The sequence below is a fragment of the Corynebacterium belfantii genome (assembly GCF_041898185.1).
Lineage (GTDB): Bacteria > Actinomycetota > Actinomycetes > Mycobacteriales > Mycobacteriaceae > Corynebacterium > Corynebacterium belfantii.
In genome coordinates, this window is sequence record NZ_CP157823.1 from 1,580,872 (window position 1) to 1,598,780 (window position 17,909).

Sequence of the window (17,909 nt, forward strand, 5' to 3'; positions counted from 1 at the left end):
ATCGAAACGGTTGGACAACATTCAAAAATCTAAGAAGACCTATTCCGCCAAGAATAGCAATGTATCTCCCCAACTTAGATAACAGCAAAGCAACTCGACTCGGTGGATTCTAGTGGTCGTGGAAACACCTGACGAGAATTGGGTGATTTCATGGGTTCGAAGTGGGATTCAGAGTCTGCGGTGGTAGCGTGCCTGTGTGCATTGATAAAAGCAGGAAGTTCGGTGTGGGTGGCTGCAGTGGCAGTGGAATTGCCGTACTTAGTGGTTTATCGGCTCGCTCGTGCATTCGGGTTGCCCATAAGGCAGGTAAAGCGGGTAAGTCCGGCTGAAAGCGATAAGATTGCCCAGCTGCGGCTTAAAGGTCTGGCACCGATGGATATTGTGTGCGAACTGTCTGTCGGTTCCAGCGTTGTCTATCGCATCGGTATTGAGCTGGGTTTGTGGCACCGCAATGAGCACAGGCGCACTGCGAAAGCTACGACACGTCGATGTGAATATCTTCAACTGCGTGCCCATGGTCTTGGCCGTAACGATACGGCAGCAGTGTGTGGCATTCATCCGCGTGTCGCGGCCGATATCGATAAAGGGGCTTGTCAAGTTGGCAACAGGGCGCAAGCCTTTCGTGCCCCCACGGGCTGGATGTGGCACTGTATAACAGGTTTATGCAGGTCATTCCTTATGTTGACGGCCGTGAAGCGGTTCCCGTCCAGATTATCCCGCAGGAGCGTATCGATCAGCGGATTTCACTGGGGTATCTGTCCGTGGAGGATCGCGAGATCATCTTCGATATGAAACGATGCGGCGCAGGAGTCCGCGAGGTTGCCTGACACTTAGGGCGCTCAGCTGGCACGATCAGCAAAGAGCTTGCATGCAACCGTGACGAATTCGGGCTGTATCTGCCTTCGTATGTGCATCGGTAATCAGTCCTACGGCGGTTTCGGTTTAAAAAGCGCAAGGTGGATGCCAACCCGCAGCTTCGCAACGCGGTGTGGTCGATGCTTAAAGGTAGGTATTCTCCGGAGCAGGTTTCTGGAAGGTTGCGCAGGGATTATCTTGGCGATGACACTATGTATGTGTGTCCGGAAACTATTTATCAATTATTGTTCTTCCAGGCCAAAAGGGGAGCTGAAGAAAGAGATCGCTGTGGCATTACGCCGCGGTCATAGGCAATGTAAGCCGCGTGGTTGGCGTGTTTCTCGTCAGTGTTTTGTTGACCCGATGATGATGATTTCCAACCGGCCGGTTGAGGTTGCAGACCGTGCTGTTCCTGGTCACTGGGAAGGGGATTTTATCCTTGGTAAAGGAAACAAGTCAGCGATCGGTACCCTCGTTGAGGGTGGTACGAGGTATGTGATGTTGTTTCATTTGTCTTATGGTCACGGCGCCTTACGAAGTTCGAGAAGCTTTGGTCAAAGCTATTGGTGGTTTGCCGTAGTATCTTAAAGGATCACTGACGTGGGATCAGGGAAGTGAAATGGCTGGTCATCAATTTTTCTATTGCTGCTGATTGTTCGGTGTGTTTTGTGATCTAGGCTTGCTGTGGCAGAGGGGGATCAATGAAAATACTAATGGCCTGTTATGGCAGTATTTTTCTCAAGGAACCGATCTGAGTGTCCGTACCGTTGAATGTCTTGACTTCGTTGCCATGCAAATTGAATCGTCGGCCATGTAAAACTCTCGGTTACGATACGCCAGCTGAACGAATGGTTGTGTTGCTAGAGTCAACTGATATATAGGATGTGGTTTCCGAGGGTGTCAGGTGTTTTGTGTGTGAGGCTCTGATCCAGAAGGAGTTTCACTGATAATGACTACCGTGTCACCGAGGAAAGGTCATGACCCGAACAGGGTCAACGAGATCAGCACTAAGCTGATGGAAAATCCGGAAATCGCCGAACTGATCGGCGAGTTGTCGACTTCCACCGATGATGCCAGCGACCTGGTCAAAGGTCTTTTGCAGGCATCGATCAACGCTGGTCTGCAGGCTGAAATGGACGCGCATCTAGGATACGCGCACTCTGATCGTACGGCGAAAGCCCAGCTGGGCACCCCGGATGGTGGCAATCACCGCAACGGGTCGTACACCAAAACCGTCAACTCTGGCTACGGCACCTTTGATGTGACTATGCCCCGGGATCGAGCTGGCACGTTTACGCCGCGGATGCTGCCTAAAGGCACCCGCCGTCTGACGGAGCTTGATGACATGATCATCTCCCTGTACGCCGGTGGGATGACCGTGCGCGATATTTGCCACCACCTCGCCACCACCCTCGGGGTGGATATGAGCCCAGATACGATCAGCACCATTACCGACGCGGTGTTAGAAGAGGTCATGATCTGGCAAAACCGCCAGCTCGACGAGTTCTACCCAGTGATCTTCCTCGACGCGCTGCGAGTGAAGATCCGCGATGGCCACCGCGTGGTCAACAAGGCCTGTTATATGGCGGTAGGCGTCGACATGGACGGCATCAAGCACATCCTGGGATTGTGGATCGCAGACAATGAAGGCGCCAGTTTTTGGGCATCCGTGTGCGCTGACCTTGCCAACCGTGGGGTCCAAGACGTGTTCATCGTCTGCTGCGACGGGCTCAAAGGCCTGCCGGAAGCCGTGGAGGCAACCTGGCCGAATTCCATGGTGCAGACCTGTATCGTGCACCTGATCCGGGCGGCCAACAGGTGGGTGTCCTACCAAGACCGCAAACCCGTATCAAGTGCGCTACGGGAGGTCTACACCGCACCGACCGAGGACACCGCCCGCGCCGCCCTGGACGCATTCGAGGCCAGTGAACTGGGCCGTAAATACCCGCAATCGGTCAAAGTCTGGCGCGACGCCTGGGACCGGTTTGTGCCATTTTTGCAGTTCCCGCCTGCGGCACGGCGGGTACTCTACACCACGAATTCGATCGAATCGCTGAATGCTGAGCTGCGGAAAGCCACCCGCAACCGCGGCCAGTTCCCGAACGATACCGCGGCGCTGAAAACGCTGTGGCTGATGATCTGCAACATCGAGGACAAGCGCGCTGCCCAGCGAGCGAAGAAAGCGAAGCGCGCCATCGAATGCAACGGCTATATTGAAGGAGCGAAAGCCACCGGGTGGAAACAAGCCATCAACCAACTAGCCGTGGCTTACCCCGACCGATTCGCGGACTACTTGTAAACCAAGCCCCCCGCACACAAACAATCGGACACTCTCTGGTTTCCACGACCCCTAGAATCCGCCCCTCATATCAAATTAGGGTTAAGTAGCAAAAGGGGATGCGGACGTTTTGTTAGACACTTTCAACCTCACGCTACCGCAGCCATGCGATAACGCGCGATACTCATACCATTGAGACTAACTTTAATGCGATGATTGTTATAAAACTCGATATAAGCAGCAATGGCATCGTCAAGCTCTTGGATTGTCTGCCACCTCTTGCCGTAATACATCTCATTTTTCATCCGCCCGAAAAACCCCTCGCATGCCGCATTGTCAGGACTACACCCCTTTTTCGACATCGAACGAACGATGCCATATTTCGCAGTCAGACTATGCCAACTCCGACCACGGTAATGCACACCACGATCTGAATGAATCACTAATGAACCATCCGGTGGAAGACCCTCAGCATCAATAGCGGCCTGCAGCGTAGATTCTGCTAACTCCATAGTGGGATTCACACTCGTCTTAGCAGCAACGACTTTGCCATCGAAACAATCAATAATCACAGACAAATACACCCGCCCCTCATTCGCAGCGAAAACACTAATATCAGTCAGCCACAACGTATTCGCAGCAGTGGCATGAAAACAACGGTTGACCAGGTTCGGCGGAGCCGGAGAAATTTCTCCTTGATAACTGGAATATTTCACCTTCCGCTTCGGAAACCGCACCGTAATTGCTTCTTCGCGCATGAGCCTGCGAACTACTTTTTCACTGATAGTTATGCCTAAATGTCGTAATTGCCACCAGATACGGCGATAACCATAGGTATTATGTGAATCAGAACTGATGCGGTGCACCATGCTGCGAATAGCTGCGTGCTTATCAGGCATGCGTCGTTTTTTCAGGTGGTAATAGAAACTGGATGCAGCAAGACCACTAGCAGCGAGCAGCATTGCTAATGGAAACGTGCTACGCAAAGCGTCAACCACGTCGGTTTTGTGCTTATTACTCAGCTGACCGGGGATGACGCTTACGTCTTTTTTTATAATTTCCAGCTCCTTTTCCAACACGGCTTTTTCTACCAGCAGCGTGGCCATCTGCTGTTTTAACTGTGTTGGATTATCCGGCAATGATTTTTCTAGTGCTGCTTTAGTAGGGATGCGGCCATGGCCTGCGCGTTCTTTTTTCGACATCAAGCCCCATTGTCCTTCCTCACGGTAGCGTTGCGCCCAAGCATAGACGCTGGCGTGAGTGTGCAGGCAGCATTCCTGGGCAATATCAGCTGGTCGCCAACCATTGTGGAAAAGTTCTACTGCGCGAAGTTTGACTTCGTATGGGTAGTGGGTCAGGGTTTTGGCTTGTTTACGTGGTTGTGGTGGGGTTTTGGGCTCGCGTAGCCATTTATACAGGGTCCATCTGCCTGGGTAGCCGAGTTCGCGGACTGTTTTAGTCACTGATTGTGTGCGTTTGTAGACCCGCAGTGCTGTGCGCTTCTGCGTGTTGGTGTAGGAACGGTTCATAATGGAATCCTCCAAGATTCCGTCCGCATCCCCAAAAGTGTGTCCGTTCGACGTGTCGCCGGGCGGACATTTCTTTATTGCATGGGGCCTTTGCGGATTCCTATGTTGTGTTGGTATTCGGTTGGGATAGCGTTGTCGTAGAAGGCTGGTCGGCCTGTTTCTTGGTCGGCTGTGTTGTGGTCTTCTGGGACGAGATCGGGAACTTTTCCGAGTTGATCTTGTCCGTAATTGCACTGCCTGGCGATCTCGAGTGGGTCGTCAGGCAGCTGCGTTTTCGAGTGCAGGTACCACTCGAGCATTTTTCGTTGGCGTTCCCCGGACCTGCCGCGATGCGCATCGGCGATGCGTTTGAGTTGTGCGTTGATGCCGCCTTCTAGGCTGTTTGTGGTTGCTGCCCACCGGGCCGGTTCGAGTGCTTCTGGCGGGGGTTGGAGATAGGCAAACAGCCAGTTGTTGCGCGATAAGTGCAAAAGCGAGTTGTATGCCTTTCGGACCCGGATATGTGTGAATTCCCATTGGTGGCTGGGGGTGCGGCGCTTTTTGGGTACGGGTGTTTTCTCGTTCAGGAAGTCCTTGTAGACCACCCCGAACTCGTGCAGTTTGATGGTCCACTGGCGTGCCTGGTCCAAGGTGGTGATCTTGGTCAGTTTCAGCGCTAGGGTATAGATCGCTTTGCCGGCGTCGGTGCGGGGCCGTGATGTGGTGTAGCGACGGATGACGCGTTGGGCGTGGACGAGGCAGCGCTGGATCATGGTCGTGGGCCAGCAGGTTTTAATCCGCAGTAAGTGCGCCTTGTCCGCCGTCGAGGACGACGCATAACGGTTGGGCGATACCGCGCAGCAGTTGTGTGTAAGCGTGGGCGGTTTCGTGTTTGGCCCAGTGCCATGTGATGACGTGGTTGTGGCTTGCTGCTACGAGCAGGCAGCCGGCGTCGGTGTAGGTGCCGTCGATGAAGATCTGGTCGTAGACCCTGTTGGGGTCTGGGGTGTTGGGAACATTGATGAGCTATAACGGTTCGAATCGGCGGTCGAGGGTCCATCTGCTGACTCCGGCATCGCAGGCGATCTCGGTTAGTGATCTCGTGGAGGTCACGTATCGGTGAAACGCTTTGAAGTCGCGGGTTTTAGTCAGATCAGGCCGACGGTAGGTGGTGGAAGATCCACAGTCAGGGTTCTTGCACCGCCATCTGGTCGTTCCTTTTGTGGTGGTGCCGTTTTTCTTCATTTGCCCAGTACATACTGGGCATCGTGGTCTGTTTGGTGTCACCGGCAAAGGCTAACCAGCATCTAGCTACCACACTGAAGCGCCGTTCCGGCGGATTGAACGAGAATCGGGCTTGAATAAGGACTAAATCCTTATTCAAGCCGAGGGTGTCAGGTGTTTTGTGTGTGAGGCTCTGATCCAGAAGGAGTTTCACTGATAATGACTACCGTGTCACCGAGGAAAGGTCATGACCCGAACAGGGTCAACGAGATCAGCACTAAGCTGATGGAAAATCCGGAAATCGCCGAACTGATCGGCGAGTTGTCGACTTCCACCGATGATGCCAGCGACCTGGTCAAAGGTCTTTTGCAGGCATCGATCAACGCTGGTCTGCAGGCTGAAATGGACGCGCATCTAGGATACGCGCACTCTGATCGTACGGCGAAAGCCCAGCTGGGCACCCCGGATGGTGGCAATCACCGCAACGGGTCGTACACCAAAACCGTCAACTCTGGCTACGGCACCTTTGATGTGACTATGCCCCGGGATCGAGCTGGCACGTTTACGCCGCGGATGCTGCCTAAAGGCACCCGCCGTCTGACGGAGCTTGATGACATGATCATCTCCCTGTACGCCGGTGGGATGACCGTGCGCGATATTTGCCACCACCTCGCCACCACCCTCGGGGTGGATATGAGCCCAGATACGATCAGCACCATTACCGACGCGGTGTTAGAAGAGGTCATGATCTGGCAAAACCGCCAGCTCGACGAGTTCTACCCAGTGATCTTCCTCGACGCGCTGCGAGTGAAGATCCGCGATGGCCACCGCGTGGTCAACAAGTCTTGCTACATGGCGGTAGGCGTCGACATGGACGGCATCAAGCACATCCTGGGATTGTGGATCGCAGACAATGAAGGCGCCAGTTTTTGGGCATCCGTGTGCGCTGACCTTGCCAACCGTGGGGTCCAAGACGTGTTCATCGTCTGCTGCGACGGGCTCAAAGGCCTGCCGGAAGCCGTGGAGGCAACCTGGCCGAATTCCATGGTGCAGACCTGTATCGTGCACCTGATCCGGGCGGCCAACAGGTGGGTGTCCTACCAAGACCGCAAACCCGTATCAAGTGCGCTACGGGAGGTCTACACCGCACCGACCGAGGACACCGCCCGCGCCGCCCTGGACGCATTCGAGGCCAGTGAACTGGGCCGTAAATACCCGCAATCGGTCAAAGTCTGGCGCGACGCCTGGGACCGGTTTGTGCCATTTTTGCAGTTCCCGCCTGCGGCACGGCGGGTACTCTACACCACGAATTCGATCGAATCGCTGAATGCTGAGCTGCGGAAAGCCACCCGCAACCGCGGCCAGTTCCCGAACGATACCGCGGCGCTGAAAACGCTGTGGCTGATGATCTGCAACATCGAGGACAAGCGCGCTGCCCAGCGAGCGAAGAAAGCGAAGCGCGCCATCGAATGCAACGGCTATATTGAAGGAGCGAAAGCCACCGGGTGGAAACAAGCCATCAACCAACTAGCCGTGGCTTACCCCGACCGATTCGCGGACTACTTGTAAACCAAGCCCCCCGCACACAAACAATCGGACACTCTCTTCAAGCCCGATTTGTATAGTCTGATCTGCGGAAATCGCAAGAATCAGACACACATTCGGGGATGCGGACGGTTTGTTAGACACTTTCAACCTCACGCTACCGCAGCCATGCGATAACGCGCGATACTCATACCATTGAGACTAACTTTAATGCGATGATTGTTATAAAACTCGATATAAGCAGCAATGGCATCGTCAAGCTCTTGGATTGTCTGCCACCTCTTGCCGTAATACATCTCATTTTTCATCCGCCCGAAAAACCCCTCGCATGCCGCATTGTCAGGACTACACCCCTTTTTCGACATCGAACGAACGATGCCATATTTCGCAGTCAGACTATGCCAACTCCGACCACGGTAATGCACACCACGATCTGAATGAATCACTAATGAACCATCCGGTGGAAGACCCTCAGCATCAATAGCGGCCTGCAGCGTAGATTCTGCTAACTCCATAGTGGGATTCACACTCGTCTTAGCAGCAACGACTTTGCCATCGAAACAATCAATAATCACAGACAAATACACCCGCCCCTCATTCGCAGCGAAAACACTAATATCAGTCAGCCACAACGTATTCGCAGCAGTGGCATGAAAACAACGGTTGACCAGGTTCGGCGGAGCCGGAGAAATTTCTCCTTGATAACTGGAATATTTCACCTTCCGCTTCGGAAACCGCACCGTAATTGCTTCTTCGCGCATGAGCCTGCGAACTACTTTTTCACTGATAGTTATGCCTAAATGTCGTAATTGCCACCAGATACGGCGATAACCATAGGTATTATGTGAATCAGAACTGATGCGGTGCACCATGCTGCGAATAGCTGCGTGCTTATCAGGCATGCGTCGTTTTTTCAGGTGGTAATAGAAACTGGATGCAGCAAGACCACTAGCAGCGAGCAGCATTGCTAATGGAAACGTGCTACGCAAAGCGTCAACCACGTCGGTTTTGTGCTTATTACTCAGCTGACCGGGGATGACGCTTACGTCTTTTTTTTATAATTTCCAGCTCCTTTTCCAACACGGCTTTTTCTACCAGCAGCGTGGCCATCTGCTGTTTTAACTGTGTTGGATTATCCGGCAATGATTTTTCTAGTGCTGCTTTAGTAGGGATGCGGCCATGGCCTGCGCGTTCTTTTTTCGACATCAAGCCCCATTGTCCTTCCTCACGGTAGCGTTGCGCCCAAGCATAGACGCTGGCGTGAGTGTGCAGGCAGCATTCCTGGGCAATATCAGCTGGTCGCCAACCATTGTGGAAAAGTTCTACTGCGCGAAGTTTGACTTCGTATGGGTAGTGGGTCAGGGTTTTGGCTTGTTTACGTGGTTGTGGTGGGGTTTTGGGCTCGCGTAGCCATTTATACAGGGTCCATCTGCCTGGGTAGCCGAGTTCGCGGACTGTTTTAGTCACTGATTGTGTGCGTTTGTAGACCCGCAGTGCTGTGCGCTTCTGCGTGTTGGTGTAGGAACGGTTCATAATGGAATCCTCCAAGATTCCGTCCGCATCCCCTTCTGCTACTTAACCCTCAAATTAAAAAATCCCCACAGCAAATAGTGTAGAGATCGAATTATGTGGTCCTAGCTGGGATCGAACCAGCGACCTTTCCGGTGTGAACGGAACGCTCTTCCACTGAGCCATAGGACCAGCTTCAACTCATTGTTGAACGAAGATCAATGTAGCACGATTCTAATTAAAAACCCAATCTTTATATAGAGTGCAGTTCAGCACACTCCTCCTTCATTTAGATCAATGCAATAACTCGCCACCAAACTTTTACAGATATGAATAGTCGACATGTCCGTGTAATCAATTCTGCTTAGCCATACCCGCAGTTTTACTTTCATTTCCCCCACTAACTGCGGATTTGCACTAACACGTGCCATCGGGCTAAAGTTTCTTCTCGCAGCACAGTTTGCGTGCGGATGTAGCGCAGTTGGTAGCGCATCACCTTGCCAAGGTGAGGGTCGCGAGTTCGAGTCTCGTCATCCGCTCAACGCTTAGAGCGTCTGCGCGTTTAGCTCAGCGGGAGAGCGCTTCCCTGACACGGAAGAGGTCACTGGTTCAATCCCAGTATCGCGCACAAGCCTTGTTTTCAGGCTTTAAACGAAAACATGCGGATGTAGCGCAGTTGGTAGCGCATCACCTTGCCAAGGTGAGGGTCGCGAGTTCGAGTCTCGTCATCCGCTCAACGCTTAGAGCGTCTGCGCGTTTAGCTCAGCGGGAGAGCGCTTCCCTGACACGGAAGAGGTCACTGGTTCAATCCCAGTATCGCGCACAAGCCTTGTTTTCAGGCTTTAAACGAAAACATGCGGATGTAGCGCAGTTGGTAGCGCATCACCTTGCCAAGGTGAGGGTCGCGAGTTCGAGTCTCGTCATCCGCTCTGGTATTTTTAAGTACCTTCCGAGGCGGCAACGCCACGGTGGAATGGCCGAGTGGTGAGGCAACGGTCTGCAAAACCGTGCACACGGGTTCGATTCCCGTTTCCACCTCATACCCGCGCGTTTAGCTCAGCGGGAGAGCGCTTCCCTGACACGGAAGAGGTCACTGGTTCAATCCCAGTATCGCGCACAAGCCTTGTTTTCAGGCTTTAAACGAAAACATGCGGATGTAGCGCAGTTGGTAGCGCATCACCTTGCCAAGGTGAGGGTCGCGAGTTCGAGTCTCGTCATCCGCTCAACTAAACCGGCTTAACGCCGGTTTTTTTTATTTTCCTAGTAGTGTTAACTGGCATGCAGCGTGACTCCGCATCTTCCAGCACAGTAACTACCGAGCAAATTGTTTACGGGGCTCTTCCCCTCACCACGATCAACGAACCAGAATGCCGCGCTATTACGATTACATCAATCAATGGCTCAGCCACTTTATCGGGAGTCTCCGGTCCAATGGGTGACCAAACAGATGCAGACTTACTAATACAACTACGAGGATGGGCAGATGCGATCGTTGTGGGCGCCGAAACTGCTCGAAAGGAAAACTACGGTCCTGTAGTACTGCCACATGGGATCAAGACTCAAAGGCAAAAGCTAGGCCGCTGCGGTTTACCTAAACTTACACTTTTGAGTAGATCTTTATATTTCGACTTCTCCTCCGAACTATTCTCCCCTGATCTACCATCAGAATTATCCCCATTCGTTATAACTCAACAACCTGCCAACAATTCCGAACAATGGGACCAGCGCTTACAAAAGCTTATTGACATAGGCGTGGAGGTCATCGTGGCACCTACTAGCACAAACCCACTAAAGATTGCTTTCGATGCGTTGCATGCTCGAGGATTGAAAAAAATATCCATTGAAGGTGGTCCATCAGTTTACCGCCAGGCGTTGTCTTTAGGAATCGTCGATCGTCTTCATTTAACGATTGCCCCCAATATCATTTGCCCAGTAGAAAGCCCCCTTTTTGGAAAAATATCTGACGACTCTTTCACTACTCGCCTTGGGCTAGAAATGCTATCTTCCTCCCCTAGTGGATTAATATTTTCACGCTATAAAGTAATTCGCGACACATTAGGGAATCCCACGCAATAAATGATTCAGCCCATGAGTTGTAGCCAATACACAGTTCCGACAAACTAAGGACAAGCGATGACAAATTTTAAATTGATCACCGACACCGAATGGCGCCAGCGACTCAGCAGCGAAGAGTACCGTGTTTTGCGCGAAGCAGGTACCGAAGCACCTCACACTGGGGAATACACCAACACCACTACAGAGGGCGTTTATTCGTGCCGTGCTTGTGGCACCGAGCTTTTTCGATCAACAGAAAAGTTCAATTCCCATTGCGGATGGCCTTCTTTCTTCTCGCCATTAGCTGGCGATAAGGTCATAGAACGCACAGACACTTCTCATGGTATGATCCGCACTGAAGTAATCTGCGCAAACTGCGAATCTCATTTAGGGCATGTCTTTGCAGGTGAAGGTTACGATACCCCCACAGATCTGCGTTATTGCATTAACTCTGTGTGCTTAACTTTGACTCCTGCAGAAGAAGGCTAAGGCACTTAACTTTAAACATTTAAAAGCGTGGGGTCAGCAACTCAAATGCTGTTGGCCCCACGCTTTTACCATCTTGTACTACGGCAAAACATTGATAAGTTCTGATACCTCAGGCACTCTACGACCCGTAAAAAATGGGGTTTCTTCACGAACATGAAGACGAGCCTCCGTATAACGCATTTTATGCATGAGATCTACAATCCGATCGAGCCGTGGTGCTTCGAATGCAAGCATCCACTCATAGTCACCAAGCGCAAATGCTGGAACGGTGTTCGCACGAACATCTGGGAAATCTCGTGCAGCTTGCCCATGCTCAGCTAGAATTTTGCGACGTTTTTGCGGATCCATGATGTACCAATCATAAGAACGTACGAATGGATAGACCGTAATCCAACCCCCTGGTTTCTCCCCCATGATAAAGGATGGAAGATGTGAGCGATTAAACTCTGCTGGCCGATGAAGAGAGTTGCCCAACCAAGCAACTTCGGAAACCTGCCCCAGCACTGTTTCTCTCCGGAACCTAGCAAAAGCGGCTTGAATTTCTTCAAATTCTTCAGCAATCCACCAAATCATGAAGTCCGCTTCAGCACGACAACCCGCTAGGTCATAAATCCCTCGAACTTCGACTTTCCCAGCAGTCTCTAGGCTGTCAAAAAAACTTTGGGCTTGAGTAATGATTTCTGCACGATCACTCCCCAATGCGCCAGGAACCGCACGGAAAACAGCAAACTGCGAATAACGCTGCATGTTATTTAATTCTTCGAAATTGAGCTTCTCAGCCATGTATAATCTGCCTGTCTTAACCTAGAACTCCGGTGCTCAACAGCTACACCGACTTTGGATCGAATTCGCCTTTTGACCAATTCACTTACCCATCCTAAGTTTGATCCACAACTTGGTCAAAGTTTATTGGCCCTTCCGGTTTTAGAGTGCGTTGATTTTGTCTTGTAGCTGTCCGGAGTGGATTAGGCACCGCAAGATGTAGTGGTTGAGGTTTTTAAATCCTAGGGCGATGCCGCGTAGGTGTTCGAGTCTGCCGTTGATTGCCTCGACAGGGCCGTTGGACGCACCGATATCGAAGTAGGCAAGCACATCTTTGCGTCTTCGCCACAGGGTGCGTCCCAGTTGGGCGAGCTTTTCTAAACTTTTCGGTAATCCTTTATGCAGGGTGTGGATGATGCGTTCCATGAGCTTTTTGCCTTCTGATTTCTTCGGATGCGCGTACGCTGCGATCATGTCTTGGTAGAGCAGCCATGTTACTTCTAGGGCCACGTAGTCGTCATCGGTGGCCCACAACATTTCTAAGCGTTGCTTTTGTCGCTGGGTGAGATAGTTCGTCCTGGTCAACAGGGTGCGCCGGTGCTTGTACAGTGGGTCATCTTTGCGTCCGCGACACCCGGTGGTCTCGCGTTGGAGTCTTTGTCGGCAACTGGTGAGTTTGTCGGCTGCTAGATGCACTACATGGAAAGGGGTCTATGACTTTGTTTGCTTGTGGTAGTTGCTCCTCGACTGCGGTGGCATAACCGGTAAACCCATCCATGGTCACCACCTGTATCTGCTCCCGGAAGCTGGGGTCGCGCTCTTTAAGCCACCCGCTGAGCACATCGGCGGATCTGCCCGGTCGCATGTCTAACAAACGTGCAGGCCCATGCCCGTCCACCAGCGGGGTGAGGTCAACAAGTATGGTCACCAGGTGTGATACCTGGCCTGGTTTTCTGGTGTGTTTCCATACATGTTCATCGACTCCCAAGAATGCGAACCCCGTCTAGGTGACAAGGATCGCCGTAGACAAGCTGACGGCAAGCATCTAGTGCGACCTGGTTGACCAGGTCCCAGCCCACACCGAGTGTTTTGGCGGTAGCTGACACACTCATCCGGTCAATAGCAAGGCGCTGCAAGATCCAGCGGGTGACCCGATACGTGAGCTTGGCACCGTCATCAGCGCAGGTTAAAGATTCTTGGAAGATCTTTCTCTTACATGAGGCGGCTGCGTACCGAAACCTGGTGGCTTTTATGTGCAGCCTGGTGGGGAATCCGACGACAGGAAGATCAACGAGTCGACGGGTGATGTGGTCGCGTAACTTGCCAGATGGGCCGCAGTCTGGGCACACGCCGATAACGGCTACGGGCGTGGCCTCAATGATGGTCAGCGCTCCGGCATCAGCGGCACCGGTGATAGCAAGTCCGATTTCCGCGGTACGGCAGATGGTGTCAGCAACGAGGTTTCCAGTAGGCTTCACAGTACGGGTCTCTGGTGGGTTTAGATGGTCGTGTAGCAACTTTCATCTTCACACTAGGGACCCGTACATGTTGTGGTGACCCGCTGGACCCGTCGTTTTCTATCTTATCCCGCTACGCACCCCAAAACCGGAAGAGCCAGTTTATTCCTCTGAAGTAACAACGTTCCGCTAAAAATCGGCGCGCCTCCGACCAAACCCAAGCTGTCCTTATTAGGTTGTGCGATGTGACTGAAAACCAAGCAATGCCCATTATTGCCTCAGAAAGCTCTCACGAATCCATCCCTCAGGATTTTATGGACGCCGTGGAATCAATGCATAAGGCTCAGCTCCGACCAGAGATCTCCTTAGGCACGATTCGCCCACCGCAACGACTAGCGCCTTTTAGCCACGCAGTGGGACTGGAGGTCAGCAGGACTTTGTCAGATGATTCGCAAGGTGACGCCTTCGGTCGGCTTATCCTCCTTCATGACTCGGCATCAGACGAATCGTGGGACGGATCGATGCGATTAGTTGCTTACATTCAAGCCGATATGGATGCATCTGTAGCAAACGATCCACTTCTGCCCGATGTCACCTGGCAATGGCTTACAGAAGCTCTAGATAAAACCCATGCTGATCACACAAATCTCGGGGGAACTGTAACTGCTACAGCATCAGTTCGCTTTGGCGAAATTGGTGGACCTCCTCGGGCATACCAAGTTGAAATGCGCGCATCTTGGACGGCAACAGCAATTGATCTTGCACCTCATGTATCAGCTTTAGCTCAAGTGTTAGCAAATGTAGCCGGATTGCCTCCCGAAGGTACGACAAGTATCTCCCGATAACCTAAACTTTTTACTGCTATGGCACTTTTAGTCACTCAACCGAGTGAGGGATTACCCCCGCTCGCTGCAACTTCCCGATCGATTTACGAGGCAGCTTATCAACTGTCTCAGGGCACTGGCCCTTTCGCAATTGATACTGAGCGCGCTGGAGCTTATCGTTATGATGACCGCGCTTATCTCTTACAGATTCGTCGCGAAGGAAGCGGCACAGTACTTATCGACCCAGAAGCTAATCGACGATTAGTCACATCTGTACTAGGCAAGGTAATAAACAATCAACCGTGGATTATCCATGCCGCGGCAACAGACCTACCCTGTCTTTCCGAGTTAGGTTTCTACCCCAGTACAATTTTCGATACTGAATTAGCAGGAAGACTCGCTGGATTGCCGCGAGTTAATTTAGCGTCCATGCTCGAAGAGCGCTTGGAAGTTACCCTCAAAAAGGCACACGGTGCCGAAGACTGGTCACGTCGCCCGCTTCCCCACAGTTGGCTCGTTTATGCAGCCTTAGACGTCGAGAAGCTCATTCCACTTGCAGAATCCATGAAACTCCTCCTAGAAGCTCATGGAAAATTAGAATGGCACAAACAAGAATGTGCGCATCTCATAAATACAAGCAGTCATGGCTTAGACACACAGCGTAGCTGGCAAGATATGAAGGGTGTCAGCCGTCTTACCCGACCTCGGCAGCTAGTCGTTGCCGAAGCCCTCTGGGAGTTACGCGACGATGAAGCTCGTATGAAAGATACATCCGTATCTCGCTTGTTACCGGACAAAGTGCTGATTTCCGTTGCACAGCGTCCACCTCGCAATTCACAAGCTGCTCTCCGTGCCTCAGAGATTCCTAAACAGTACCGTAAGCGGATCGCTCGTTGGATGCCGACGATCAACGATGTTTTGGAATCCGATCCACGTACTTGGCCACACACATCACAATTCGATGAGAATCAGTTGCCATCAAAGTACGTTTGGGAAAAGATTCATCCGGAATCTTTAGATGACTTTGAAGAGGTAAAAAATTCCATCGTTGAAAAGGCGCTACTTCTAAATCTTCCAGCAGAAAATCTCATGCAGCCGCACTCGGTTAAAGAACTATGCTGGCAACTACGAGATGTACCACGCCCGATCGCACAAGACGATGTAATTGAATGCCTTATGAGATTAGAGGCACGACCTTGGCAAATCGACAACAGTGCGTCAGTAATCACCGATACACTCAATAAAATTGAGCACGCCTCATAGAGAAAATACAGGGGCGGGCCTAGATTCCAAAAGATCAAGGCCCGCCCCTCACTTACTGAAGCTATTCCTAGTCTAAAAGGAAAAGAGATTCTGCAGCTTCGATAATTTGAGTCTTTATACCTCGAGGAGATAACCCCACAGCATCAAGTAGTTGATTCCTACTTTGATGCTCAGGGAATATCTCAGGAAATGCTAAATTTCGAACTGGTACATCTATTTCAGAGGCATTAAGCGCCTCATTAATCATCGCGCCCACTCCGCCATGAATGATGCCATCTTCGGCTGTTATAACAAGATCATGATCTGCTGCTAATCCCACGATTGATGGCGCAACAGGTACTGCCCATCGTGGATCAACCACAGTCACATTACAACCAGACTCTTCAATGTCGGACACGATTTCCATAACAGATGGAACGAGAGAACCAACGGCAACGACCAAAATGCTCGGTGTCGAATCCTCATGATCAGAATCGGAATAATGCAATAGTTCCGCACCATCGTCGAAACGCTGCTGTGCAATCAGTCGAGACGGCAGCTCTCCCTTAGGGAACCTCACAACAGTCGGAGAGTCAATAGTGAGTGCTTCAGCGAACAGCTCCTTAAGATTCTCGTCGTCACGCGGTGCCGCAATTCGGATACCTGGTACGATCCCAGCTACTGCAAAATCCCAAACACCATTGTGACTTGCGCCATCGGAACCAGTAACTCCGGCACGATCCAAAACGATGGTAACCGGTAGATTGAGCAAACCAACATCCATTAGTAATTGATCAAATGCTCTATTAAGGAATGTCGAATAGATAGCAACGACTGGATGAAGTCCGCCTAGAGCCAAACCAGCAGCAGATGTCATAGCATGTTGTTCAGCGATTCCAACGTCAAACAAGCGATCAGGGAATTTCTCGCCGAAGGCAGAAAGTCCTGTCGGACCAGCCATGGCAGCCGTAATGGCAACAATGTCTTTGCGTGTCTCTCCAGCTTTTACAAGCTCTTTGCTAAAAACTGAAGTCCATCCGGGGCTCTTAGTGCCCACTGGTTCACCGGTCTTCGGATTGATAACACCCGTTGAGTGCATCAATTCAGCTACGTCATTTTCAGCAGGAGCATATCCTTTGCCCTTTTCTGTCACCACATGAACAATCAGAGGACCCTTATGCTCTCGGCCATAGCGTAACGCGGCCTCTACAGCTTTCGTATTGTGCCCATTAACTGGACCAATATACTTCATGCCCAACTCGGGGAACATCTCTGTAGGAATAACACTTGACTTCACGCCTTCTTTAAAAGCATGAAGAGCTTCAAATGTCCGCTCGCCTACCCATCCTAAAGATTTAAGAGTAGTTTTACCCTGTTCCATCACGCGGTCATAGCTTGGTTTCATCCGAAGCGCCGCTAGATTATCTGCAAATCCGCCAATAGTCGGTGAGTAGCTTCGCCCATTGTCATTAACTACTATAACAACATTACGCTCGGTCCCAGTTGCAATATTGTTTAAGGCCTCCCAACACATACCACCAGTTAGAGCACCATCGCCGACAACTGCAACCACGTTTCGGTTTTTTTCGCCTTTTAGCTGGAAGGCCTTTGCTAATCCATCCGCATACGATAACGAAGCTGACGCATGAGATGATGCAGTCCAATCATGGTTGCTTTCAGCGCGAGAAGTATATCCAGACAAACCGTCTTTTTGGCGAAGGGTATCGAATGCATCTGCACGTCCTGTCAAAATCTTATGAACATAAGACTGGTGCGATGTATCAAAAATGATGGGATCACTGGGTGAAGAAAACACACGATGGATCGCAAGTGTCAGCTCGACTACCCCAAGGTTCGGACCTAAGTGGCCTCCTGTCGCCGAAACCTTTTCCACTAAAAACTCGCGGATCTCACTCGCTAAAGTATCTAATTGTTCGTAGCTTAAAGTTTTTACATCGGCAGGTGACGAGATGTGTTCAAGAATGCTCATGCGCGTTGAGTTGCACCCTTTCATAAAAAATACTGGCGGTTTACAGATCAGGCACAGACTCAACTGCGCGAATGTCCAATAGCTTTGACTTCTATCGCGTTGCTATGCGATAGAAGTCAAAGACATCGAATAAAGTCTTGACAATAAGTGTACTCTGCGTAACGCACTGCC

Annotated in this window: 9 protein-coding genes, 9 tRNA genes and 4 pseudogenes; 15 read left to right on the top strand and 7 right to left on the bottom strand. The window is 51.4% G+C overall.

Annotation, left to right across the window (positions count from 1 at the left end; translation table 11 throughout):
- The first annotated feature begins 662 nt into the window (after window positions 1–662).
- Window positions 663–1,736: pseudogene (locus tag ABMV07_RS07880) on the top strand (IS30 family transposase).
- Between the two features lie 68 nt (window positions 1,737–1,804).
- On the top strand, window positions 1,805–3,154 hold the full coding sequence (locus ABMV07_RS07885) for an IS256-like element IS1132 family transposase (RefSeq protein ID WP_374064508.1): 1,350 nt from the start codon (window positions 1,805–1,807) through the stop codon (window positions 3,152–3,154).
- A gap of 128 nt (window positions 3,155–3,282) precedes the next feature.
- On the opposite strand, the gene ABMV07_RS07890 is transcribed toward ABMV07_RS07885, so the two are convergent.
- Entirely contained in the window at window positions 3,283–4,662 is a 1,380-nt protein-coding gene (locus ABMV07_RS07890) for an IS3 family transposase (protein WP_010934530.1), read from the bottom strand.
- A gap of 74 nt (window positions 4,663–4,736) precedes the next feature.
- Window positions 4,737–5,886: pseudogene (locus ABMV07_RS07895) on the bottom strand (IS1249 family transposase).
- A gap of 198 nt (window positions 5,887–6,084) precedes the next feature.
- Here ABMV07_RS07895 and ABMV07_RS07900 point away from each other — a divergent pair.
- Window positions 6,085–7,434, top strand: a complete 1,350-nt coding sequence (locus ABMV07_RS07900) for an IS256-like element IS1132 family transposase (protein ID WP_374064509.1) — start codon at window positions 6,085–6,087, stop codon at window positions 7,432–7,434.
- Between the two features lie 128 nt (window positions 7,435–7,562).
- Here ABMV07_RS07900 and ABMV07_RS07905 read toward each other — a convergent pair.
- Both ABMV07_RS07905 and ABMV07_RS07910 read right to left on the bottom strand, forming a co-directional pair.
- Window positions 7,563–8,943 (bottom strand): annotated as a pseudogene (locus tag ABMV07_RS07905) (IS3 family transposase).
- A 96-nt stretch (window positions 8,944–9,039) separates the two neighbouring features.
- Window positions 9,040–9,111 (bottom strand) — tRNA-Val (locus tag ABMV07_RS07910).
- Between the two features lie 274 nt (window positions 9,112–9,385).
- On the opposite strand from ABMV07_RS07910, the gene ABMV07_RS07915 reads away from it, so the two are divergent.
- The 10 genes from ABMV07_RS07915 (at window position 9,386) to msrB (ending at window position 11,463) form a co-directional block, all read left to right on the top strand.
- A tRNA-Gly gene (locus ABMV07_RS07915) sits at window positions 9,386–9,458 on the top strand.
- A gap of 17 nt (window positions 9,459–9,475) precedes the next feature.
- Window positions 9,476–9,547, top strand: a tRNA-Val gene (locus ABMV07_RS07920).
- Window positions 9,548–9,580: 33 nt separating this feature from the next.
- Window positions 9,581–9,653: transfer RNA gene (locus tag ABMV07_RS07925), tRNA-Gly, on the top strand.
- A 17-nt stretch (window positions 9,654–9,670) separates the two neighbouring features.
- Window positions 9,671–9,742, top strand: a tRNA-Val gene (locus ABMV07_RS07930).
- Between the two features lie 33 nt (window positions 9,743–9,775).
- Window positions 9,776–9,848 (top strand) — tRNA-Gly (locus ABMV07_RS07935).
- Between the two features lie 38 nt (window positions 9,849–9,886).
- A tRNA-Cys gene (locus ABMV07_RS07940) sits at window positions 9,887–9,957 on the top strand.
- A gap of 7 nt (window positions 9,958–9,964) precedes the next feature.
- A tRNA-Val gene (locus ABMV07_RS07945) sits at window positions 9,965–10,036 on the top strand.
- A gap of 33 nt (window positions 10,037–10,069) precedes the next feature.
- Window positions 10,070–10,142: transfer RNA gene (locus ABMV07_RS07950), tRNA-Gly, on the top strand.
- A 55-nt stretch (window positions 10,143–10,197) separates the two neighbouring features.
- The gene (locus ABMV07_RS07955; RefSeq protein WP_088266297.1) at window positions 10,198–10,995 is read left to right on the top strand and encodes a pyrimidine reductase family protein; all 798 of its coding nucleotides are present in this window, start codon (window positions 10,198–10,200) and stop codon (window positions 10,993–10,995) included.
- Window positions 10,996–11,052: 57 nt separating this feature from the next.
- Window positions 11,053–11,463, top strand: coding sequence for a peptide-methionine (R)-S-oxide reductase MsrB (gene msrB / locus ABMV07_RS07960; protein WP_088266296.1), 411 nt, complete (start codon window positions 11,053–11,055; stop codon window positions 11,461–11,463).
- Between the two features lie 78 nt (window positions 11,464–11,541).
- On the opposite strand, the gene hemQ is transcribed toward msrB, so the two are convergent.
- Together hemQ and ABMV07_RS07970 are read right to left on the bottom strand one after the other, a co-directional pair.
- Window positions 11,542–12,246, bottom strand: a complete 705-nt coding sequence (gene hemQ / locus ABMV07_RS07965) for a hydrogen peroxide-dependent heme synthase (protein WP_088266295.1) — start codon at window positions 12,244–12,246, stop codon at window positions 11,542–11,544.
- 141 nt (window positions 12,247–12,387) lie between these two features.
- A pseudogene (locus ABMV07_RS07970) lies at window positions 12,388–13,703 on the bottom strand (ISL3 family transposase).
- Window positions 13,704–13,927: 224 nt separating this feature from the next.
- Here ABMV07_RS07970 and ABMV07_RS07975 point away from each other — a divergent pair.
- Window positions 13,928–14,527 (top strand): DUF3000 domain-containing protein, encoded by a 600-nt coding sequence (locus ABMV07_RS07975; protein ID WP_088268081.1) that lies wholly within the window; start codon window positions 13,928–13,930, stop codon window positions 14,525–14,527.
- An 18-nt stretch (window positions 14,528–14,545) separates the two neighbouring features.
- Window positions 14,546–15,769: an HRDC domain-containing protein gene (locus ABMV07_RS07980; protein WP_197692134.1), complete on the top strand. Its 1,224-nt coding sequence runs from the start codon at window positions 14,546–14,548 to the stop codon at window positions 15,767–15,769.
- Between the two features lie 67 nt (window positions 15,770–15,836).
- Here ABMV07_RS07980 and dxs read toward each other — a convergent pair whose 3' ends face one another.
- The gene (gene dxs / locus ABMV07_RS07985) at window positions 15,837–17,738 is read right to left on the bottom strand and encodes a 1-deoxy-D-xylulose-5-phosphate synthase (RefSeq protein ID WP_162841394.1); all 1,902 of its coding nucleotides are present in this window, start codon (window positions 17,736–17,738) and stop codon (window positions 15,837–15,839) included.
- Window positions 17,739–17,909: the final 171 nt, after the last annotated feature.